17 protein-coding genes are annotated in these 22,468 nt (G+C 54.5%); all 17 read left to right on the top strand.

The features are described from left to right. Window positions 1-33 precede the first annotated feature (33 nt). Window positions 34-2,175, top strand: a complete 2,142-nt coding sequence (locus H7C19_RS12530; protein WP_185142988.1) for a glycosyltransferase — start codon at window positions 34-36, stop codon at window positions 2,173-2,175. Next, on the top strand, window positions 2,172-4,682 hold the full coding sequence (locus tag H7C19_RS12525) for a glycosyltransferase (RefSeq protein ID WP_313731597.1): 2,511 nt from the start codon (window positions 2,172-2,174) through the stop codon (window positions 4,680-4,682). Before H7C19_RS12530 ends, H7C19_RS12525 begins: the two co-directional genes overlap by 4 nt. Window position 4,683: 1 nt before the next feature. Next, entirely contained in the window at window positions 4,684-5,766 is a 1,083-nt protein-coding gene (locus H7C19_RS12520) for a DegT/DnrJ/EryC1/StrS family aminotransferase (protein WP_246469462.1), read from the top strand. Between the two features lie 19 nt (window positions 5,767-5,785). Further along, the gene (locus tag H7C19_RS12515) at window positions 5,786-6,910 is read left to right on the top strand and encodes an ATP-grasp domain-containing protein (RefSeq protein ID WP_185142986.1); all 1,125 of its coding nucleotides are present in this window, start codon (window positions 5,786-5,788) and stop codon (window positions 6,908-6,910) included. A gap of 19 nt (window positions 6,911-6,929) precedes the next feature. Next, window positions 6,930-7,766, top strand: coding sequence for a class I SAM-dependent methyltransferase (locus tag H7C19_RS12510; RefSeq protein WP_185142985.1), 837 nt, complete (start codon window positions 6,930-6,932; stop codon window positions 7,764-7,766). Window positions 7,767-7,972: 206 nt separating this feature from the next. Continuing rightward, entirely contained in the window at window positions 7,973-8,170 is a 198-nt protein-coding gene (locus H7C19_RS12505; protein WP_185142984.1) for a cold shock domain-containing protein, read from the top strand. Window positions 8,171-8,317: 147 nt separating this feature from the next. After that, a complete protein-coding gene (locus H7C19_RS12500; protein WP_185142983.1) occupies window positions 8,318-9,151 on the top strand; it encodes a beta-1,6-N-acetylglucosaminyltransferase in 834 nt (277 codons plus the stop codon). 148 nt (window positions 9,152-9,299) lie between these two features. Further along, on the top strand, window positions 9,300-9,866 hold the full coding sequence (gene hpf / locus H7C19_RS12495) for a ribosome hibernation-promoting factor, HPF/YfiA family (protein WP_185142982.1): 567 nt from the start codon (window positions 9,300-9,302) through the stop codon (window positions 9,864-9,866). A gap of 138 nt (window positions 9,867-10,004) precedes the next feature. Next, window positions 10,005-12,515, top strand: a complete 2,511-nt coding sequence (gene secA / locus H7C19_RS12490) for a preprotein translocase subunit SecA (protein WP_185142981.1) — start codon at window positions 10,005-10,007, stop codon at window positions 12,513-12,515. Between the two features lie 94 nt (window positions 12,516-12,609). Then, window positions 12,610-13,735, top strand: a protein-coding gene (gene prfB / locus H7C19_RS12485) for a peptide chain release factor 2 (protein ID WP_246469461.1) whose coding sequence is annotated in 2 segments (ribosomal slippage) — window positions 12,610-12,690 and window positions 12,692-13,735 — 1,125 coding nt in all. Because the reading frame shifts where the segments join, the coding sequence is not laid out codon by codon here. A 468-nt stretch (window positions 13,736-14,203) separates the two neighbouring features. After that, window positions 14,204-15,133, top strand: a complete 930-nt coding sequence (locus H7C19_RS12480) for a YitT family protein (protein WP_313731595.1) — start codon at window positions 14,204-14,206, stop codon at window positions 15,131-15,133. A gap of 201 nt (window positions 15,134-15,334) precedes the next feature. Next, window positions 15,335-16,393: an N-acetyl-gamma-glutamyl-phosphate reductase gene (gene argC, locus H7C19_RS12475; RefSeq protein ID WP_185142979.1), complete on the top strand. Its 1,059-nt coding sequence runs from the start codon at window positions 15,335-15,337 to the stop codon at window positions 16,391-16,393. A gap of 45 nt (window positions 16,394-16,438) precedes the next feature. Continuing rightward, complete coding sequence (argJ, locus tag H7C19_RS12470; RefSeq protein WP_185142978.1) at window positions 16,439-17,665, top strand: bifunctional glutamate N-acetyltransferase/amino-acid acetyltransferase ArgJ; 1,227 nt, start codon at window positions 16,439-16,441, stop codon at window positions 17,663-17,665. A gap of 12 nt (window positions 17,666-17,677) precedes the next feature. Further along, window positions 17,678-18,472 (top strand): acetylglutamate kinase, encoded by a 795-nt coding sequence (gene argB / locus H7C19_RS12465; protein WP_185142977.1) that lies wholly within the window; start codon window positions 17,678-17,680, stop codon window positions 18,470-18,472. Between the two features lie 223 nt (window positions 18,473-18,695). After that, the gene (gene argD / locus H7C19_RS12460; protein ID WP_185142976.1) at window positions 18,696-19,880 is read left to right on the top strand and encodes an acetylornithine transaminase; all 1,185 of its coding nucleotides are present in this window, start codon (window positions 18,696-18,698) and stop codon (window positions 19,878-19,880) included. A gap of 17 nt (window positions 19,881-19,897) precedes the next feature. Beyond that, complete coding sequence (gene argF, locus H7C19_RS12455; protein ID WP_185142975.1) at window positions 19,898-20,857, top strand: ornithine carbamoyltransferase; 960 nt, start codon at window positions 19,898-19,900, stop codon at window positions 20,855-20,857. Between the two features lie 33 nt (window positions 20,858-20,890). Beyond that, window positions 20,891-22,132 (top strand): argininosuccinate synthase, encoded by a 1,242-nt coding sequence (locus H7C19_RS12450; RefSeq protein WP_185142974.1) that lies wholly within the window; start codon window positions 20,891-20,893, stop codon window positions 22,130-22,132. Window positions 22,133-22,468: the final 336 nt, after the last annotated feature.

Raw genomic sequence — 22,468 nt, 5'->3', positions numbered from 1 at the left:
GAATGGACAGGGCCTTAATATGGAGGAGATCCCGTGCTGACGAGTATCGTTATTGCTACTTTTAATAAATTGGACTACACGCAGCAATGCATAGAAAGCATTCGAACCTATACGGATGCGGGAACTTACGAGATCATTGTCGTGGACAATTGTTCGACAGACGGAACCGTAGAGTGGCTGAGCCAGCAGGCAGATATAAAAAGCATATGTAATGCGGCTAACGAGGGCTTTCCGAGGGCGTGCAATCAAGGGATCGAGATCGCGAGCGGAGAAAACATCCTATTGCTGAACAACGACACCGTCGTCACGGAGAGATGGCTGTCCCAATTAACGGCCAGCCTCTATAGCAGCGAAGATATTGGAGCAGTTGGCAGTGTAACGAATAATTGTTCCTATGCCCAGACGATACCTGTCGACTATGCTTCCATGGCCGAAATGCAAACTTTTGCGGGTAGTTACAATCATGCGGATCCCAACCTCTGGGATGAGCGATTGAAACTCATTGGATATTGCATGCTCATTAAGAAGTCCGTCGTAGACCAAATCGGACTATTGGATGAACGCTTTACGCCGGGCAATTACGAAGATGACGATTACTCTTTGCGCATTCGGTTGGCTGGGTACAAGCTGTTGCTGTGCAAGGATACGTTTATTCATCATTATGGCAGCGTATCTTTCCGTGAAGCGCCACCGGCATATCTGGAGTTAATGAGGAACAACCGTCAAAAGTTTTCCGATAAATGGGGTTACGATCCGGAGAGAGAAGCAACGTTTCGCCATGATTTGCGGTCGCTTCTTAACAAAGGTGACCCCAATATGTCTATACGGTTTCTGGAAATTGGCTCCGGCTGTGGAGGCAACCTTCTTGAAGTTCGAAATGGATTCCCGTATGCGGAGCTCTTCGGTACCGAGAGAAGCGCTAGAGCGGCAGACATCGCTGAACGTTCGGGGGCCAGCATTTTCGTCGGTGCGGCGGAAAATATCATTTGGGAACTGCCGGAAGGTGCGTTCGATTATATACTCGTGTCGGAGTCGATGGCCGAGTGGCCATCGCCTGCCACAGCTCTCGCCCGTCTTCGTGCCCTGCTGAAGCCGGAGGGCATCTTGCTGGCTTATGTACCGAATGCGATGCATGTCCATCGTCTTCGCGCATTGCTTCGCGGCGAAGTCGGACCGCGTCAGCTTAACGGTTTTACCCTCCAAGAAGCGCAAGAACTGTTTCAAAGCGCGGCTTTCGATCAAATCCAAATTTCGGGCGTTAAGCTGCCTTTGTCTGAGAAAGATCGGTTGCAATTACAACACCTTGCCCAGGCTGCAGGTCTCGATGAAACCCTGGCTTACGAGCTGTCGGAATTTCTATTCTTGGCTTCATCGGCAAAAGAGAATATAGAGCCTGAAAGCAATCCAGATCGAATCAAAGAAGTGGTTAACGGGATTCTCATGCAGGAAGATATGGAGGCAAACATTACTGCGTTAGTCGCTTACGACGTAGACGAAGTTGCTGCCGTTATCGACCATGCCGGTGGAGAGCAGAGAGAAGAGCTCACGAACTATCTTGCTGTTCAATTGCTTGAACGGCAGGAGCTAAAGCTAGCGCAAAAGTATCTTCAGCAGGCTTTTGAATGGAATCCGAATCATGAATCGACGATTTTTAATTTTGGATTGGTTGCCTATAGGCTAGACCAATTGGACTTGGCGCTTGAGTGGTTTGAACTGCTGCCAACAAAATCAGAACAGATACAGACTTGGATTCAAAAAATCCAGTTCGAGAAAAATCAAGGAAAGCCGGATGAAAAAAAGTTTGTATTTCTGCTTAGACGAATTGAACAGGATATCGATCGAGAAGAAAGTCTTCAAGAATTGGTCACCTGTATTCAAATGGGGGAAGTTACGCCCGATCAACTGCAGAAAATCGCCCAAATCGCTTTAATCGAGAAGGCGGAGGTGCTGACGCAAGTAGCTATCTTTGCTTTTAATACAGGCGTATTCGACTCCGTGTTGGCACTCTTTGAAGCGGCATTGGCTTTGGAGCCGAATCATGACAGCGCCAATTACCATCTTGCAGAAGTCCTGAGTATATTAGGAGAGAAGGAGTTGGCGTTGACTTATCTAGATCGCGTGAGCCACGTTTTCCCTTCTCTACAACAACTGAAGGATCAACTTAGAGGAGCATGAATATGAGGAGCTTGAATCCCGACAAAGTTTGCTTTATCACCTGCTACAATGACCAAGATCTATACGAAGAATCGCTTCGGTACATTCAGGTCTTGCATGTGCCTGAAGGCGTTGAGGCTGAGTTTATTTCGATTGCAGGCGCAACGAGTCTGGCTGCAGGCTATAACCATGCCATGCAACAATCGGACGCCAAATATAAAGTGTATCTTCACCAGGACGTCTTTATTATCAATCGTAATATGATTCAGGATGTAATATCGCTATTCCAAGAAAACCCCAACTTAGGCATCATGGGATTGGTAGGTGCCGAGAAACTTCCTATTAATGCGATATGGTGGCAAGCCTCATCCATCTGGGGGAAAGTTTATGAAAACCACACAGGTCGAATGGACCTTTTATCATTTCAGGATGTCAATCGTCCCTATCAAAGCGTTGAATCTTTAGACGGCCTACTCCTTGTCACGCAGTTTGATCTTCCTTGGCAGGAGGAGCATTTTGACGGATGGCATATGTACGATCTTTCACAATGTATAGAATTCAAGAAACACGGTTATGACGTCGGCGTTCCCCATCAGCAGAAAGCATGGGCTATCCATGACTGCGGGATCGTCAACGTGAACAATGGGTTCGAGAAGTACCGATATAAGTTTCTTCAGATGTATGGACCTATTCTATTCCCAAAAGTCAGTGTGCTCATCCCTACCTTTAATCGGCCTGAGCTGTTTGAAGCGGCGCTTCAAAGCGCTCTTGGTCAATCTTATCCAAACATCGAAATCATCGTTGGGGATGATAGCACGAATGATGAGACTGAAAAGCTTATGCAAAATTATTTAGCCGCACATCAACATATTCATTATTACCGTAACGAGAACAATCTAGGTCAATTTCAGAACGACTTGAAGCTAATGGAACTTTCCAGCGGAGAGTATGTCAATTTCTTGATGGACGACGATCTCTTTCATCCGGAGAAAATAAGTAAAATGATGAAGGCGATGCTGGAGTTCCCGAATGCAGTTATAGCCACATCTAAACGGCAGGTGATTGATAATCAAGGAAGGAATATGGAGGATATAAGGTCTTCCTCGTCTTTATTTGATCATGATGTGATCGTGAACGGCCTTGAAGCGGGCGAATACGTTTTAGAATCGATAGCCAATACGATTGGGGAACCTACGACAGTCCTGTTTAAAAAATCAGCGTTAATAGAACCATTCGGTACATTTAACGAAAGGATGTATACTTGCAACGTAGATTTGGCTTCATGGTTCACATTGTTAGCAAAGGGAGACTTAATCTATTTTGTCGAGCCGCTTAGCTATTTTAGATTACACGATGGACAACAGCAAAATGGATTGGAGCAAGTGCTCAAGGGAATTGTGGATTATTCGCATTTAATACTCCATGCTCCTTCCAAAGGATTCTTTAAAGATGACTTGATATACTTTCGCACGCTACGGAATTGCGTGGAATACAATCAAAAAATTTTTGATAAAGCATCGGATGAGAAGGAAGCAAGCGAAGCTTTTAAAGTAGCACGTTCATTTCAAGATCAGATAAAGATAAAAATGAAGGAGGTTTCCGAGCGATTACCGCTAGTTAGCATTTTAATACCGGCCTATAATCGTCCGCTTTTTTTGAAGTTGGCTGTAGAGAGCGCGCTGGGGCAAACCTATCCTAATATAGAAATCGTAATTAGTGACGACAGCACAAATAATGAAGTGGAAGAAATGATACGTCCCTTCGTTCAACAATATTCTAACATCAGGTATATTCGCAATGTCACACCGCTTGCTCATTTAAATCTTCAGCAATGCCTAGATTTGGCTTCCGGTGAGTATGTTCAGTTTTTAATGGATGACGATCTTTTTTTACCGAAAAAGATCGAGAGCATGCTTGAATACTTGCTGAGAGATAACGATATTACATTGGTAACATCCTTCCGTGAGATGATCGATGTTAACGGGAATATCATACCTGAAAATGGAATCAATCAAAGGCTATTTGCGAACAATACTATAGTCGAGGGACGCGATATTGGGGAGCATTGTTTGCATCATTTGAGCAACAAAATTGGAGAACCTACAAATGTGCTGTTTAGGAAACAAGACATTGAAGAGTACGGAATGTTTAACGGCAATGCTTTTAGATTTATTAATGACTTTGCAACATGGATGCATCTGTTGTCCAAAGGGAAGATGGCCTATATCGCTGAATCCTTAAGCTATTACCGTATTCATTCTGATCAGAATCAACAAAAAATTCATCTGCGCATGTGGAATATTTATCAATGGTACTCGATGCTCCAAAATGCGCGTTCCGTTGGTTATTTGAAAGAGAATCGTCAATACAAGCAAGCTTTGCATAAGCATCTCAGAATGAGCGTTGATATAATGGGTGAGGCCTTGAGCTTGAATCGGTTGGATTTGTTGGAGGACAAGCAAGCTCGCACGGCACTCCAAAACGTCATTAACGATATTACGGCCGAACTTGCTGAAAATAAGGGTTAACATGATGATTAATGTTACCAAAGCCTATCTGCCCAACCGTGAAAAGTATAAAAGCTACGTAGATCAAATATTTGACTCGGGTCAGATAACCAATCATGGACGATTCACAAAAGAATTGACGAATCGATTGGCTCATTACTTGGGGGTCAAAAATTTATTGCTCGTCTCTAACGGTACATTAGCGCTGCAGGTGGCTTACAAACTGCTAGAGCTCAAAGGCGATGTGATTACGACACCATTCTCCTTCGTAGCTACTACAAGTAGCTTGGTATGGGAAGGGCTAACACCGGTCTTTGTCGATATTGACAAGAATAGCTTTAATATGGATCCCCAAAAAATAGAAGAACGAATTACGGATGCAACAAGCGCAATTGTTCCCGTTCATGTATTCGGTAACCCTTGCAATGTGAAAGCGATTGAGAACATCGCTAAGAAGCATCGGCTAAAGGTCATTTACGATGCTGCACATGCCTTTGACGTGAAGTATAAGAGTGAGAGCGTTCTAAGTTACGGGGATGTCTCTATTCTAAGTTTTCACGCCACTAAGGCATTTCACACCATTGAAGGAGGAGCTCTCATCATTAAAGATGATGAGCTTTTTGAGAAAGCAAAGTGGATGATTAATTTTGGCATTCGGGGCCCTTCCCATATCGTGGGTTTGGGCATTAATGCCAAAATGAATGAATTTCAAGCCATAATGGGATTATGCATACTTGATGATATGGATTATTTATACCAAGCGCGAAGAATGAGGCATGACCGATACGTTCAAGCTTTGCAAGGCATACGGTCCATAGAATTGCCCGAATGGAACCCATTCGGATCAGACAATTATAGTTATTTTCCGGTCTTGTTCGAGTCGGAATCCACGCTGCTGAGCATCGTAGAGGATTTAAAGCGTCTCGACATTCACCCGAGAAGGTATTTCCATCCGTCTTTAGAGAGTTTGAATTATGTGACACCACAAGAAGTGCCAATCTCATCTGATATTGCAAGACGGATTCTCTGCTTGCCTTTATTTGGTGAACTTGATGCAGTGAATCAAGACTGTATTATTGACGTAGTTCGTCAAAGGACTTCATAGACCGCAGGAGGATGTTGGTTTGAATAACTCAAATCATGCGGCTTTTATTATTTTTTCCGGATTCAATCAGAGAGCGGTAATCGCTTTTTGCAGAGTACTTACGACGAGGAGAATTCCCTTTTTTATCGTTGCCTTATCGGAACAGGACCAGATTTTGCAGACGAGTTACAAGGAACGGGTCGTTGCGATTCGTTCGAAATTGAGTTTGCACCAAGAAGATTTGCTAGAACAAGTTAATAAGGTCAGAGAGAAGAGTGGGGTGGAATTACACTATATCTTACCGAGTTCGGAAGCCTTGAATAGGCATCTTCTGATTCATCGAAGGCAATTCGAGAATATAAATTGTCTCATTCCTCTAGTAGATGAGGATTTATACGCTAAGATATCGGATAAGTATTCGTTCGGCTCTATTTGTAAAAAATATGGAGTAGATGTTCCGAATGAGTTGTCTATAAACGACTCAATACATTTCCCGGTTATTGTTAAACCTAGAGAATACCTCGATAGTAAGGGGGCGGCGCACTCACCTCAATTTATCAACAATTTTCAAGAGCTTGAACGGTTCTATGAAGAAGTAAATCATCGAGATGACTTCTACATGCAAGACTTCGTTCCAGGGGATTCTTATTATCTGTTGTATTATATCTCTCGCGATGGCAATATTCGCTCGTTCTCCCAAAAAAATTTGATTCAACAAGGCGCTGGGAAGTCGATTTTGGCTGCTGTACCGTCGAATCTTCATCATTCGGAAATTTCGCATCGTTTTGAGAAATTATTAAAACGTGAAGGCTTTTTTGGATTAATCATGATAGAGGTGAGGTATTTCCAGAACAAGTATTACATGATCGAGGCTAATCCTAGACTGTGGGGGCCCTCGCAATTAGTGGTAGACAGCCGAGCGGGATTATTCGAAATGATGCTTCTGGATCTAGGCTTCGATCTGCAACTAGTAAGAGATGAGATAAACATGTCGGCCCGGTATTTTTGGTTAGGCGGCTTTATGGATGCCATTGCCCATCAAAGCATAGACTTTTACGGCATTTCGCCGGAACAGTTTTTATTTAGCATGAATGAGTTCATCGGCAACGAGGTCTATCTAAGGAATGACACCGTAGAGATTGCCATCTGCCAGAAAAAGATTTGAAACAGGACAGGAGTATATAATGGAACTAAAATCAATACTCGAAAAATTATACAATGATGAATCGAAGCATTCCCGCTACCAAAATATCCCACAATTTGTCAAGGAAGCGTCGAACTATTCCGAAGAAATTAATGAGAATTGGCGCGGGGATACGGCTAGATATGATTATATTAGGCGAACTGTCAAGTTTGGCGACGGCGAGAGCATTGCCGATATCGGAGCTAATACGGGGTTTTTTACGTTAAGCTTAGCCTACGATAACAGAATCAATCAATTTATAGCGTATGAGCCTAATCCCAATCATGCTGCTTTTATTTCAGAGATTGCGGATCAATTTCAATTAACGAATGTTCAGACTAGAAATCGAAGTGTAGGACTACAAGAAATTAATCATATTGAGCGGGTTGACCGAATGATTTTTTTTAATGTGCTCCATCACGCTGGCGTTGACTTTGATCAGGAATTAGTACCTTCAAAAGCGGAATTTAATGATTATATCTTTCAATACATAAGTCGACTTAGGAATAAAACAAAACAACTCATGTTTCAAATGGGTTATAACTGGGGCGGGGATAAGACCAATCCAATCGTTGATTCGGATCAGGTGAGAGAGATGACTCTATATGTGTCGGAGTTATTTATGGATGCCGGATGGAAAATAAAAAAAATTGCGTATTTTTCCTTCAGAAACAAAAGAGGATCCTATGAAGATCTTCACGAAGATCTCGTAAGTGGTATTAGTCGAAATATCAGAGACTCATCGGTATCGGAAAGCTTGGATAAACATATCCAAGAACTTAACATGCTAGGGAATAGCGAGTTCTACAAACGTCCAATATTTGTAGTTGAGGCTTGATTCAACCGATATGCATCATTGTGACATGGCTCAGCCAGATGATAGGCTCCTTTAATATCAGGTGTGGTATTCTCAAGGTTATAAAGGTAGTTTGACACCGCTTTCAAAAAACCCATTGACACAAAACTTTCCATGATGGTATATTCGGGTTGTGGGCCAGGCCAAATCGCCTATGTCAATTGAACATGAAGGGAATGTTGTAGCACATGCAAGGTAAAGTGAAATGGTTCAACGCAGAAAAAGGTTACGGCTTCATCGAAGCTGAACAAGGCGGCGACGTGTTCGTTCACTTCTCCGCAATCCAAATGGACGGATACAAGGCGCTCGAAGAAGGCCAAGCCGTCGAATTTGACATTGTGCAAGGCGCAAGAGGCCCGCAAGCAGCAAACGTCGTTAAAGTGTAATCATACGGCACCTTCTGGTGCTCCTACGAATAGAGATACTGGTTACCTAGTAACGATTTGCCGGCCACCCCGCCTCGGAGAGATCCGAGGCTTTTTTATTATTCCCCTTGGAGGATTCGGCTGAGAAAGAGAAGAGGTGCAAAGCATATGAAGATAGCGTACTTTATCATGGCACACCAGAATATGTCGCAGCTGTTTAGAACGATCAATGCGATCTACGATCCCTGGAATGTCTATCTCCTTCATATCGACGTCAAGGCTGGGGATTCTTATAAGCAAACGGTTGAGCAGGCATTCGCGAATTTTGGCAATATCACCGTCATGGATCCGCGCGACATTACATGGGGAACCTGGACGCAAGTGGAGATTCAACTGCAAGCCATAACCGATTTATTGTCCAATCATGCTTGGGATTACTTCATTAACTTATCAGGCGTGGACTATCCGCTGAAATCCCAAGCGTATATCAAGGAATATCTAAGAGTCAATCCAAGCAACTATTTACATGTCCTCGATGAGCCTAAGGGGCATCGCTATGCGACAGAGAGGTTCACATACACGCAAGACGAAGCGGGGAACCTTGTCCGGGGCGAAGAGAAACCGATGTTTGCCGAAAGTTTTCCGGGTATGGAATCCCATTTCGGGTCCGGATGGTTCATGCTAACCAGAAGCTTCTGCGAATACCTGGTGACCGATTCCCAGCCTCGACGGATGGCAGACTACTATCGCTACTGCCTGATGTCGGATGAGACGTATTTCCAAACCGTCATGATGAACAGCGGCGGGGCATTTCCGCACTTCAAGCACAATCTAAGATACATCGTCATGGATCAAACGGGCCAATTCACCTTGAATGCATCGGTGCTGGATCCTTCCCACGAGGAGAAGATGCTGGGTTCGGGGCTATTGTTCGCGCGTAAAGTGGATTGCACCCTTCATCCGGAGATGGTCAATCGGATTGATCAGGTGCTATTCGAATAGGCAGTTTTACCCGGTTCCATACCTAAGAGCGCTGCACCTCGGCGCTTGATCAGACAAGTTAACAGAAAATTCTCATTTATTTTCGGAATGTTTTGAAACGCCTCCTCGGACTGTGTTAAAATGGAGTCAGCAAAGGAGGTTTCAGCATATGAAATACAATGTTCGTGGTCAGCGCATGGAAGTGACGAACGCTCTTCGGGATTACGTCGAGAAGAAGCTCAGTCGGCTGGAACGGTATTTTGAAGCGCCTCCCCAATCCGATGTCCATGTCACCCTCAGCGTCACCAAGGGCCGGCATGCCGTCGAGGTCACGATCCCTCTCCCGAACTTCATGCTGAGGGCGGAAGAGAAGAGCGGCGACATGTATGCGTCGATCGATCTCGTAGTGGACAAACTGGAACGCCAAATTCGCAAGCACAAGACGAAGATGAACAAGAAGCTGAAGCACCTGAACTCCTCCAAGGTCATGTTCAGGGAAGACGCCGGATCGGCGGGACATACGGCAGCGGCGCTGCTGGTGGACGAGGAAGAGGATTTCGAGCTCGTGCGTACGAAGCGGTTCAAGTTCAAGCCCATGGACGTCGATGAAGCGATCTTGCAGATGAACCTCGTCGGACATACGTTTTACGTCTTTGCGAACTCCGCCACGAAGGAAGTCAACGTAGTCTACCGCCGCACGGACGGTACCTACGGGCTGATCGAGTCGGACAACTAAAACTTAACAATTGGATGCCCCGGCAGATATTGCCGGGGTTTATTAATAGCCGCGCCTCGCGGCGTTCCTTGCCCCCATATCTTCAAGCTGTTAAAATAAGTAGATACGGCCATACCCGCATAAGGAAGGGGTCCAAACATGCTCGGATTGGTTAAAAAGATATTCGGAGACGCCAACGAACGCGAAGTGAAAAGGCTCGCCAAGACGGTGGAGCAGATCAACGCGCTGGAGTCGTCCGTATCGGGACTTAGCGACGAACAGCTTCGCGCGAAGACGGAGGAGTTCCGGGGCCGCCTGGAGAAAGGCGAAGAACTGGACGACCTGCTGCCGGAAGCGTTCGCCGTCGTCCGCGAAGCCGCGAAGCGCGTCCTGAAGATGCGCCACTTCGACGTGCAGCTCATCGGCGGTATGGTGCTCCATCAAGGCAAGATCTCGGAGATGAAGACCGGGGAAGGCAAGACGCTCGTCGGCACGCTCGCCGTGTACCTCAACGCGCTGTCCGGCAAGGGAGTGCACGTCGTCACGGTCAACGATTACCTGGCGCAGCGCGATAGCCAGCTCATGGGTCAAGTCTACGAGTTCCTCGGCATGACGGTCGGGTGCAACCTGAACGGACTGTCCCACGAGGACAAGCAGCACGCCTATGCCTGCGACATTACTTACGGCACGAACAACGAGTTCGGGTTCGACTATCTGCGCGACAACATGGTGCTCTACAAGGAGCAGATGGTTCAACGTCCGCTGCAATACGCCATCATCGACGAAGTCGACTCGATCCTGATCGACGAAGCGCGTACGCCGCTCATCATCTCCGGACAAGCTCAGAAGTCGACGCAGCTGTACTATGCCGCGGATCGCTTCGCGAGCCGTCTCTCGGAGACCGAAGACTATACGATCGACGTGAAGATGCGATCGATCGTACTGACGGAGCAAGGGGTGTCGAAGGCCGAGGAAGCCTTCAACATCGACAACCTGTTCTCGCATGAGCATGTGCTGCTGAACCACCATGTGAACCAAGCGCTTCGCGCGCGTTATATTATGAGGCGCGACGTAGACTACGTCGTGCAGGAAGACGAAGTCATCATCGTCGACGAATTCACCGGCCGTCTGATGTCGGGCCGCCGCTACAGCGACGGGCTGCACCAGGCGATCGAAGCGAAGGAAGGCCTCGAAGTCCAGAACGAGAGCATGACGCTGGCGACGATCACCTTCCAGAACTACTTCCGCATGTACCGCAAGCTGGCCGGCATGACCGGTACGGCGAAGACGGAGGAAGAGGAGTTCAAGCGCATCTACGGCCTTGAGGTCATTCAAGTCCCGACGAACCGCCTGAACATCCGCAACGACATGCCGGATGTCGTGTACAAGTCGGAGAACGGCAAGTTCCGCGCCGTCGTCGAGGAGATCGTGACCCGTCATCAGACGGGCCAGCCCGTGCTGGTCGGTACCGTCTCCATTGAGAATTCCGAGCGCGTGTCCGAGATGCTGAAGAAGAAAGGCATCAAGCACCAGGTCCTGAACGCCAAGTACCATGCCGAAGAAGCGACGATCATCTCGAGCGCCGGCCAACGGGGCACCGTGACGATCGCTACGAATATGGCGGGTCGCGGTACGGACATCCTGTTGGGCGAAGGCGTGCCCGACCTGGGCGGCCTCCACATTATCGGTACCGAGCGGCATGAGAGCCGTCGGATCGACAACCAGCTGCGCGGCCGGGCAGGCCGTCAGGGCGATCCGGGCTCCTCGCAGTTCTACCTATCCATGGAAGATGAATTGATGCGCCGCTTCGGCGCGGATAATATCATGGGAATGATGGAACGTCTCGGCTTCGACGAAGATTCCCCGATCGAGAGCAAGCTCATCAGCCGAGCGATCGAATCCGCGCAGAAGCGGGTCGAAGGCAGCAACTTCGACGCCCGCCGCGTCGTGCTCCAATACGACGACGTCATCAACTTGCAGCGGGAGAAGATCTACGGGGATCGCCGCCAGATTCTGAATGCCGAGAACATCCGCGACATCGTATCCGGCATGATCAAGTCCGTCGTCGAGCGCGCGGTCGACAAGCACTGCCCGGGGGACGACGTGCCGGAAGATTGGGATCTCGAAGGTCTCGTGACCTATGCGCATGCGACGTTCCTGCCGGAAGACACGGTCGAGAAGGACGAAGTATGGGGCAAGGAGAAAGAAGAGATCGCCCGGCTGCTGCTCGGCAAGATCGAGAAGGTATACGACGAACGCGAAGAGCAGATCGGCGTCGAGACGATGCGCGAGTTCGAGAAGGTCGTCGTCCTCCGCGCCGTCGACAGCAAGTGGATGGATCACATCGACGCGATGGACCAACTGCGTCAGGGCATCCATCTTCGCGCCTATGGCGGCAACGATCCGCTCCGCGAGTATCAGTTCGAAGGCCACAACATGTTCCTGAGCATGGTCGAGCGGATCGAGGAAGAGATCACGCTCTACATCATGAAGGCGCAGGTCGAGAGCAACGTGAAGCGTGAAGCGGTCGCCGAAGGCCAAGCGGTCGACACCAAGGCCGAGCAAGGCCCGAAGCGTCCCGCGAAGCAGGAGCAGCGTATCGGACGCAATGACCCGTGCCCATGCGGCAGCGGCAAGAAATACAAAATGTGCCATGGTCGCATAGACTGACCATGACGCGGAAGCGGTGCTTTTCCGTCGGTTCGCCGGGCGGAAGCACCGTTTCGCATGTCGTGCAGCGACGAACTTTCCCATGAGGTGATGAATGATGGCCATCAACGATGCAGCCTACAAGCAAGACCTTCGCGAGACCGCGAAGCGACTACAGTACCTTAGGGGGTCTCTTTGACTTAGATCTGAAGTTAGAGATGATCGCGAACTTCGAAGAGAAGATGAGCGCCCCCGACTTCTGGGACGACAACGACAAAGCGCAAGGCGTCATCGCCGAGCTGAACGCGATTCGGAGCGTCGTCGAGCAGTACCAGCAGCTCTCCTCGGAGCAAGAGGATCTGGAAGGCATGCTCGAGATCCTCGAAGAAGAGACCGACGAAGAGATGGAAGCGGAGTGGGAGACCAGCGTCAAAGCGCTGACCGGGAAGGTAGACGGCTTTGAGCTCCAACTGCTGCTTAACCAGCCTTACGACAAATCTCACGCCATTCTCGAGCTGCATCCCGGCGCGGGCGGGACCGAGTCGCAAGATTGGGCCTCCATGCTCTACCGGATGTACACGCGCTGGGCGGAGAAGAAGGGCTTCAAAGTCGAGCTGCTGGACTACCTGCCGGGCGACGAAGCCGGCATCAAGAGCGTCACGATCATGGTCCGCGGCTACAATGCCTACGGCTATCTGAAGGCCGAGAAAGGCGTTCACCGCCTCGTACGCATCTCGCCGTTCGACGCCTCGGGACGCCGTCATACGTCGTTCGTCTCCTGCGACGTCGTGCCGGAGATTCCGGACGACATTCAGATCGAGATTCGGCCGGAGGATCTCCGCGTCGATACGTACCGCGCGAGCGGCGCCGGCGGTCAGCACATCAACAAGACCGATTCCGCGATCCGGCTCACGCACTTGCCGACCGGCATTGTCGTGGCCTGCCAGACCGAGCGTTCGCAGATCTCGAACCGCGACCGCGCGATGAAGATGCTCCAATCCAAGCTGTACGAGAAGAAGATCCAGGAGCAGCAGGCCGAGTTGGCGGCGATCCGCGGCGAACAGCTTGACATCGCATGGGGCAGCCAGATCCGCTCCTACGTCTTTCATCCGTACAGCATGGTGAAGGACCATCGTACCAGTGTGGAGACCGGCAACGTGCAAGCGGTTATGGACGGCGACCTCGACCCGTTCATCGACGGCTATCTGCGCAGCCAGATCAAGCAGGATCCGTCGGCTTAAGCGCCCGACGTAGACCAGTGGGAACGGGAGAGCCGTATCCGGTACCCGGCGCCGCGTGAACAGACAGACGCCGATGAAGCCCTTCGTTTATCTAAACGCGATAACGCCGCTCTCCCGAATCCCGCTTATCTACCGAATCGCATTTGCATAGCATGAACCACAAGTTCTTACACTATGAAGTGTAGGAACTTTTTTGAGCGTATCAGAAAGGATAAGTTTCGCGCCTGCTTTTCTGATACGTCTCCGATAAACACGTGTCGCCGCTTGGGAAGACGGCCAAGCCGTTTTTACTTGTCCATTCGGATCGGTTCCGTCCTCGCATCCTAACTAGCGACGAACCGTTCTCGCCGACGACGGCTTCGCCTTCTTTTCCGCATGGCGAAGCCGTTTTTTCTTGGTCCTGCGGCAATATACGTTTCACGCCCCATTCATTTCTGGATTATGCGTATCTGAAGGGAAGTCGTCATCGTGTCCAATTCGTCCAATCCCCCCCGCGGCGTGCAGCTGCCATCCGAGCCGCGCCCCAACAAGCGCCGCCGCAAGCCGCGCTCCCGCGCGTTCCAGGAGACGGCCTCGGTCCTCCTCCTGATCGTCGGAGCGTTTATGGTCGCGTTCAGCTTCAACATGTTCCTCCTGCCGAACAAGATCGCCTCCGGCGGCGTGTCCGGCATCTCCGTCATCGTGAACGCGATGCTGAACATCCCGCCGGCTTACACCCAATGGGTGCTCAACATCCCGCTCTTCATCGCCGGCATCTTCTTCTTCGGCAGCCGCTTCGGCATCAAGACCGCCGTCGGCTCCGTCGTGCTGCCGCTCTTCGTCCTGCTCACCGCCCACTGGACGCCGCCCACGCAGAACCCGCTGCTCGCGGCCATCTACGGCGGCCTGGGCGTCGGGATCGGCCTCGGCCTCGTCTTCCGCGGACGCGCCTCCACCGGCGGGCTAGACGTCGCAGCGCAGATCATCCATCGGTTGACGGGCCTTACGCTCGGCATCGCCGTCGCGACCCTGGACGGTCTCGTCATTCTCTCCGCCGGCATCCTCATCTCCCCGGAGAACGCCCTGTACGCCCTGATCGGCCTGTTCGTTACCAGCAAGACGATCGACGTCGTCCAATCCGGCCTGCAGACGTCGAAGGCGGCCTTTATCGTGACCACGCAGCCCGACAAGGTCAGCCAAGCGGTGCTCATCGACTTGGACCGCGGACTGACCAAGCTGCAGGGAGAGGGCGGCTATACCGGCGAGCATCGCCCGGTGCTCCTGACGGTCGTCGGCCAGAACGAGGTGTCCCGGCTGAAGGCGCTCGTGCGCGAAGCGGACCCCGGCGCCTTCGTCATCATCACGAGCGCGGCCGAGGTGTTGGGCGAAGGATTTCACGATCATCCATTGAATAAATAATCATTCGGATGTATAATGATTCACATCGAGAAACAGCGGAAACAGTATGCCGAATGGCTTTAGACATCCCCGCCGGAATTCGGTACAATGGGGATAGTTTGCCATTTTTAATGACGCATTGACTTGCAATCTTGATTTGCGGACACGCATCGCTCCCGAAGGGGCGGTGCAATCGATATTTTATCGCAGAGGAGCGTCCTTATGTCATCTTCTTCCCTCGTACGCGCCGCTATCATCGGCTCTACCGGCTACGGCGGCGTCGAACTCATTCGTCTGTTGGCCGCCCATCCGCGCGTGACCGTCACTTCGGTCGTTTCCTCATCGAACGCGGGGGAGCCCTTTGCGGCGGGTTATCCGCATCTGACGGAGATCCGCACCGACACGCTGGACGCGGTCGATCCCGCGCTCATCGCCGGCAAGGCCGACGTCGTCTTCTTCGCCACCCCGCACGGCGTCAGCACGAAGCTGGCCGGCGACTTTCTCGCGGCGGGGCTGAAGATCATCGACCTGTCCGGGGACTTCCGGTTGAAGTCGAGAGAGACGTACGCCCAGTGGTACAAGAAGGAAGCGCCCGCGCAAGCCGAGCTGGACCGCGCGGTATACGGCATGTGCGAGCTATTCGGCGACGAAGCGGCGGGCCAGGACTTCATCTCCAATCCGGGCTGCTTCCCGACGGCGACGACGCTCGGGCTATACCCGGCCGTGAAGGCGGGCTGGATCGACCCGGACACGATCATCGTCGATGCCAAGACCGGCGTCTCGGGCGCCGGCCGGGGCTTGAATATAAGCTCGCATTACGCCGAAGTGAACGAGAATTTCAAAGCCTACAAGATTCACCAGCATCAGCATACGCCGGAGATTGAGCAGGTGCTCGCGCGTGCGGCGGGCCGTCCGGTGACGACGTCCTTCACGACGCATCTCGTTCCGATGACCCGCGGCATCATGAGCACGATGTACGCCTCGCTCACGGACCGCGGCCGCACCACCGCCGACTTCGTCGAGCTGTATCGGCAGTTCTATGAAGGGCGCAAGTTCGTCCGCGTCCGGCAGGCCGGCACGTGGCCGGCGACGAAGGAAGTGTACGGCTCGAACTACTGCGACATCGGCGTGCTGGCGGACGAGCGGACGGGGCGCCTCACGGTCGTGTCGGTCATCGACAACCTCGTGAAGGGCGCATCCGGACAGGCGATTCAGAACTTGAACTTGATGATGGGCTGGGAAGAGACGCTGGGTCTCGAATTCGTCCCGGTCTATCCTTGATCGAATCTATCTATGCGGCAGGGGAAACGGGGGAACGGATTGACCATGGGGAAGCGGTATGACATCGTGCCCGAAGGCGGCGTGACGACGCCCAAGGGCTTTACAGCAGGCGGACTGCATTGCGGTCTGAAGAAAACGGATCGCCACGATCTGGGCGCGATCGTCTGCGAGGTGCCGGCAGCGGCGGCGGCGGTCTACACGACGAATTTGTTCCAGGCGGCTCCGCTGCAGGTAACGCGCGAGAGCCTGGCCGAAGAGGGGGCGCTGCGGGCGATCCTCGTGAACAGCGGCAACGCCAACGCTTGCACGGGCGAGCAGGGCGACCGGGACGCGCTTGCGATGCGCGCGCAGCTGGCCGAAGCGATCGGCGTGCCGAAGCACCAAGTGGCCGTCGCCTCGACGGGCGTCATCGGCGAACTGCTGAAGATGGACCGCGTATCCGCGGGCATCGAACGGTTGCCGGGGCGGCTGAAAGCCGACGCCGACGGCTCGGATGATTTCTGCCAGGCGATTCTGACGACCGACCTCGTCAAGAAAACCGCTTGCGTGCGGCTCGCGATCGACGGCCAGGCCGTGACGATCGCGGGCGCGGCCAAGGGCTCGGGCATGATCCATCCGAATATGGCGACGATGCTCGGCTTCGTCACGACGGATGCCGCCATCGGCGCGGCGGAGCTTCAATCGCTTCTGCGCGAAGTGACGAACCTGACGTTCAACATGATCACCGTCGACGGCGACACGAGCACGAACGACATGCTCGTCGCCATGGCGAGCGGCCTTGCAGGCAATCGGGAACTGAACCGCGGCCACGCGGATTGGGAAGCGTTCGCCGAAGGCCTGCGCTACGTATGCCAAGAGCTCGCGAAGGCGATCGCGCGCGACGGCGAAGGCGCGACGAAGCTGATCGAGACGACCGTGGAGGGCGCGGAGAGCGACGAAGCCGCGCAAGCGATCGCCAAGACCATCATCGGTTCGAGTCTCGTGAAGTCCGCCGCGTTCGGCGCGGACGCGAACTGGGGACGCATCATCGCCGCCGTCGGGCGCGCGGGCGTGCCGGTCAACGTGAACACGGTCGACGTCCGCCTCGGCGACATCCTCGTGCTGGAGCAATCCCGGCCGATTCCGTTCGACGAAGAGGTCGCGCTCGCTTATTTGAAGGGCGACACGGTCGCCATCAACGTCAACCTCCATATGGGCAGCGGGCGTTCGCTCGCGTGGGGCTGCGATCTAACGTACGATTACGTGCGGATCAACGCCGCTTACCGGACCTAGGAGGGAGCGGGCATGGCGACGACAAACCGATTCGTGATGAAGTGCGGCGGCAGCACGCTGGCTGCGCTGCCGGACGCTTTTTTCCAAGACTTGAGGGAACTGCAGGAGAGCGGCGTCCAGCCGGTCATCGTGCACGGCGGCGGTCCCGCCATTAACGAGACGCTCGGCAAGCTGGGTATCGAGAGCAAGTTCCTGAACGGCCTGCGCGTCACCGACGAAGCGACGCTCGACGTCGTAGAGATGGTGCTCGCCGGCCGCATCAACAAAGAGATCGTGCGCAAGCTGCAGCGCAGCGGCTCCCGCTCGCTCGGGCTCTCGGGTACGGACGGACGCTTGATCGAGGCGCAGCCCGTGGCGAACGCGCATGAGGTCGGCCTCGTCGGCGACGTCACCGGCGTCAACGCCGCGCTGATCGAAGGCGTCGTGGCGCTCGGCTATCTGCCGGTCATCGCCCCGATCGGCATCGACGCGGCGGGCCAGCGGTACAACATCAACGCCGACACGGCGGCGGGCGCGGTCGCTTCGCATCTCGGCGTCGACACGATGATCGTCGTGACGGACGTGCCCGGCATTATGCGGACCGTAGACGGCGAGAAACGGGTTCTGCCGCAAGTCACGTTTGCGGACATCGAAGAGATGATCGCGAGCGGCGAGATCTACGGCGGCATGATCCCGAAGGTGCGCGCGGCGATGGCGTGCCTCCACGGCAACGTGCAAGAAGTGCTCATCGTGGACGGATCCGCGCCCCGCGTGCTGAGCCGCGCGGTGCGGGAAGGCGGCATCGGCACGCGAATCCTGCGGGCGTAGCGTTCCTTTCCGAGCCCCGGCATCATTCCGCCGTCGGCGGTCGAACTTAGCAACATCCGACTTTATCCGCCGTTAGCAGACGGAACCTAGCCACAACCGGCACTATTCGCCATTGGCGGACGAACCTAGCAGCATCTAGCTCCAACCTGCATGGGCGGGTGAGCATTTGAAGCGCCAAGCACCACCCCGCCATTGGCGGATCCGAGGAGAAGGAGTGGGTAGAATGAGCAGCTTGTTCCCTACTTATGCGAGATACCCGATTACGCTCGTGAAGGGCAAAGGCAGCCGTCTGTGGGACGACCAAGGCAAGGAGTACCTGGACTTCATGGGCGGTCTGGCGGTGACCGGTCTCGGCCACGCGCCGGACGAAGTGAAGGACGCGATCGTCGCGCAGCTGGGCGAACTGTGGCACATGTCCAACCTTTTCAGCAATCCGAACCAGGAGAAAGCGGCCAAGCTGCTCGTCGATAACAGCGGCGCCGACGCCGTCTTCTTCTGCAACAGCGGCGCGGAAGCGAACGAAGCCGCCATTAAGCTGGCCCGCCGCTACCACCAGAAGGTGCTCGGCAACGGCCGCTACGAAGTGATCACCTTCAACCAGTCGTTCCACGGCCGCACGATCGCCACGCTGACGGCGACCGGCCAGGACAAGGTGAAGGAAGGCTTCCTCCCGCTGCCGGAGGGCTTCGTCCACGTCCCGCTGCATGATCTGCCTGCGCTCGAAGCGGCGGTCAACGACCGTACGGCGGCGATCATGCTCGAGCTTGTGCAGGCCGAAGGCGGCGTCATCGTCGTCGATCCCGGCTTCCTGCGCGGCGTACGCGAGCTGTGCGACCGTCACGGCCTGCTCCTCATCCTCGACGAGATCCAGACCGGCATGGGCCGCACGGGCAAGCTGTTCGCTCACCAGCACTACGGCGTCGAGCCGGACATCTTCACGCTCGCCAAGGGCATCGGCAGCGGCTTCCCGGTCGGCGCGATGCTCGGCAAAGCCAAGCTCGTCCCCGCCTTCGTCGCGGGCGCGCACGCTTCGACGTTCGGCGGCACGCCGATCGCCATGGCGGCCGTCGCCGCTACGATCGAGACGATGCTGAAGCTGGACGCCCCGGGCCGCGCGGCCGAAGCCGGCGAATACCTCATGGGCAAGCTGGAGGAGGCGCTCGGCGGGCTGCCGAACGTGACCGAGATTCGCGGCAAAGGCCTGCTCGTCGGCATTCAGTGCACGGGTCCCGTGGCGGACCTGGTCGCCGAGCTGCATCGCCGCGGCCTGCTCGTCGTCACGGCGGGACCTACGGTCATCCGTCTGCTGCCGAGCCTCCTCGTCACCCATGAAGACATCGACCAAGCGGTGAGCCTGATTGCCGCCGTATTAACCGAACAGGCGGCGGCGAAGACCGTTACGCCTTAAGAATAGGAGGGACTGCCTTGCAACCGACCGCGAACGTGGAGGAGCTTGCCTTGCAGCTTAAAGGCCGGGATTTTCTCGGACTCGTTGACTACCATCCCGATGAGATTCGCTACTTGCTCGACCTTGCGATCGAGCTGAAGCGCAAGCAGAAGTCCGGAGAGATCTATCAGCCCCTGAAAGGCAAATCGCTCGGCATGATCTTCGAGAAATCGTCCACCCGCACGCGGATTTCCTTTGAAGTCGGCATGTATCAGTTGGGCGGCCAAGCATTGTTCCTCAGCAAAAACGACATTCAGATGGGCCGCGGGGAGACGATCCGCGATACGGCGCAGACGATGTCCCGCTACCTGGACGGCATCATCATCCGGACGTTCGGCCACCGCAACGTCGTCGAGCTCGCCCGGTCCGCGACCGTACCGGTCATCAACGCTTTGTCCGACCAGTCCCATCCTTGCCAGGCGCTTGCCGACTACCAGACGATCCTGGAGAAGAAGGGTAAACTGGAAGGCCTCAAGATCGCCTACATCGGCGACGGCAACAACATGGTGCATTCGCTGATGATCGGGGCTAGCAAGCTGGGCATGCACTTCGCGAGCGCGTCCCCGGAAGGCTACGAGCCGGACGCCGAGCAAGTGCGCTTGGCGCGCGAGTTCGCGAACGAATTCGGCGGCAAGGTGGACATCTTGCGCGACGCCCGCGAAGCGGCCGAAGGCGCGGACGTCATCTATACCGACGTCTGGGCGAGCATGGGCTTCGAGGAAGAGCAGAAGGAGCGCGAGCGCGCCTTCAAGGACTACCAAGTGAACGAGCAGCTCGCGGGGCACGCGAAGGGCGACTACCTCTTCATGCACTGCCTGCCCGCGCATCGCGGCGAGGAAGTGAGCGAGGGCGTCATCGACGGCCCGCACTCCGTCGTCTTCGACGAGGCCGAGAATCGTCTGCACGCGCAGAAAGCGATCATGGCCGCCATCATGTAACTATTTTTCGAATAGAGGAGCGTTATCCCCATCATGGCTAAAGAAAAAATCGTACTCGCCTATTCCGGCGGCCTCGATACGTCCGTTATCCTGACGTGGCTGAAGGAGACCTACGACGCCGAGATTATCACCTTCACCGCCGACATCGGACAGCGGGAGGAGCTGGAAGGCCTCGAAGAGAAAGCGATCAAGACCGGCGCCTCCAAAGTGTACATCGACGACCTGCAGGACGAGTTCGCGAAGGACTTTATCTTCCCGATGTTCCAAGCCGGCGCGCTCTATGAAGGGCAATATCTGCTCGGCACGTCCATCGCGCGTCCGCTGATCGCGAAGCGCATGGTCGAGATCGCCCGCGCCGAAGGCGCGACCGCCATCGCGCACGGCGCGACCGGCAAAGGCAACGACCAAGTGCGCTTCGAGCTGACGGCCGCCGCGCTCGCGCCGGACATCAAGGTCATCGCGCCGTGGCGCGACGAAGCGTTCCGGGCCGCGTTCCCGGGCCGCGCCGAGATGATCGCCTACGCCGAGAAGCACGGCATCAACGTCCAAGCTTCCGCGGCGAAGCCGTATTCGATGGACCGCAACTTGCTGCACATCAGCTTCGAGAGCGGCATGCTCGAAGATCCGTGGTTCGACTCGAGCGCGGACGACGTGCAGGACATGTACGTGCTGAGCGTCTCTCCGGAGCAGGCGCCCGACACCGCCGAGTACGTCGAGCTCGACTTCGAAGCCGGCGACTGCGTGGCGGTGGGCGGCGAGCGCCTCACCCCGCTCGGCATCATGAACAAGCTGAACGAGCTGGGCGGCAAGCACGGCATCGGCCGCGTCGACATGGTCGAGAACCGCTTCGTCGGCATGAAGAGCCGCGGCGTGTACGAGACGCCGGGCGGCAGCATCCTGTTCGCCGCGCACCGCAAGATGGAGTCGCTGACGATGGATCGAGACGTCATGCACCTGCGGGATTCGCTCATCTCCAAGTACAGCTCGCTCGTGTACAACGGCTTCTGGTTCGCGCCGGAGCGCCTGGCCATCCAAGCCCTCGTGAACGAGTCGCAGAAGAACGTCACGGGTACCGTGCGTCTGAAGCTGTACAAGGGCAACATCCTGGCCGCCGGCCTCAAGAGCCCGGTCAGCCTGTACAACCCGCACATCGCGACGATGGAAGCGGACCCGACCCAAGCGTACGACCAAGGCGACGCGACCGGCTTCATCCGCCTGAATGCGCTGCGTCTCAAGGTATCGTCCGGCGTCAATGGCGCTTCCGGCTTGAACTAAGGCGGGAGCGGGAGGCGGGGAGGAAGATTGCGGCCTCCAAGGCGACGCCGGCGCCGGCCGGCGAAGGCCGGCAGGGAGCACCGCGGGCGCCGGGCGCCTTCGGGGCTCCCGTTTTTGCCGTTTGGGCCGGGCGGTGGGGCCGCTGTTGCCGATCCGAGCCGACCGGTGACTGGGCAGGCAGGCAGGTCCGCAACAGCCGATCCGAGCCGATCGATGACCGGGTAGGCAGGTCCGCAACAGCCGATCCGAGCCGACCGATGACCGGGTAGGCAGGTCCGCAACTGCCGATCCAAGCCGACCGATGACCGGGTAGGCAGGTCCGCAACTGCCGGTCCG

Origin of the sequence: Cohnella nanjingensis (assembly GCF_014212125.1) — a bacterium.
Taxonomy (GTDB): domain Bacteria; phylum Bacillota; class Bacilli; order Paenibacillales; family Paenibacillaceae; genus Cohnella; species Cohnella nanjingensis.
This window is presented reverse-complemented; position numbering and strand designations above follow the sequence as displayed.

Coding starts and splice junctions, on each gene's coding strand:
- H7C19_RS12525 (WP_313731597.1), top strand. CDS start 2,172: ATGAATATGAGGAGCTTGAATCCCGACAAAGTTTGCTTTATCACCTGC.
- H7C19_RS12520 (WP_246469462.1), top strand. CDS start 4,684: ATGATGATTAATGTTACCAAAGCCTATCTGCCCAACCGTGAAAAGTAT.
- H7C19_RS12510 (WP_185142985.1), top strand. CDS start 6,930: ATGGAACTAAAATCAATACTCGAAAAATTATACAATGATGAATCGAAG.
- H7C19_RS12505 (WP_185142984.1), top strand. CDS start 7,973: ATGCAAGGTAAAGTGAAATGGTTCAACGCAGAAAAAGGTTACGGCTTC.
- H7C19_RS12500 (WP_185142983.1), top strand. CDS start 8,318: ATGAAGATAGCGTACTTTATCATGGCACACCAGAATATGTCGCAGCTG.
- hpf (WP_185142982.1), top strand. CDS start 9,300: ATGAAATACAATGTTCGTGGTCAGCGCATGGAAGTGACGAACGCTCTT.
- secA (WP_185142981.1), top strand. CDS start 10,005: ATGCTCGGATTGGTTAAAAAGATATTCGGAGACGCCAACGAACGCGAA.
- argC (WP_185142979.1), top strand. CDS start 15,335: ATGTCATCTTCTTCCCTCGTACGCGCCGCTATCATCGGCTCTACCGGC.
- argJ (WP_185142978.1), top strand. CDS start 16,439: ATGGGGAAGCGGTATGACATCGTGCCCGAAGGCGGCGTGACGACGCCC.
- argB (WP_185142977.1), top strand. CDS start 17,678: ATGGCGACGACAAACCGATTCGTGATGAAGTGCGGCGGCAGCACGCTG.
- argD (WP_185142976.1), top strand. CDS start 18,696: ATGAGCAGCTTGTTCCCTACTTATGCGAGATACCCGATTACGCTCGTG.
- H7C19_RS12450 (WP_185142974.1), top strand. CDS start 20,891: ATGGCTAAAGAAAAAATCGTACTCGCCTATTCCGGCGGCCTCGATACG.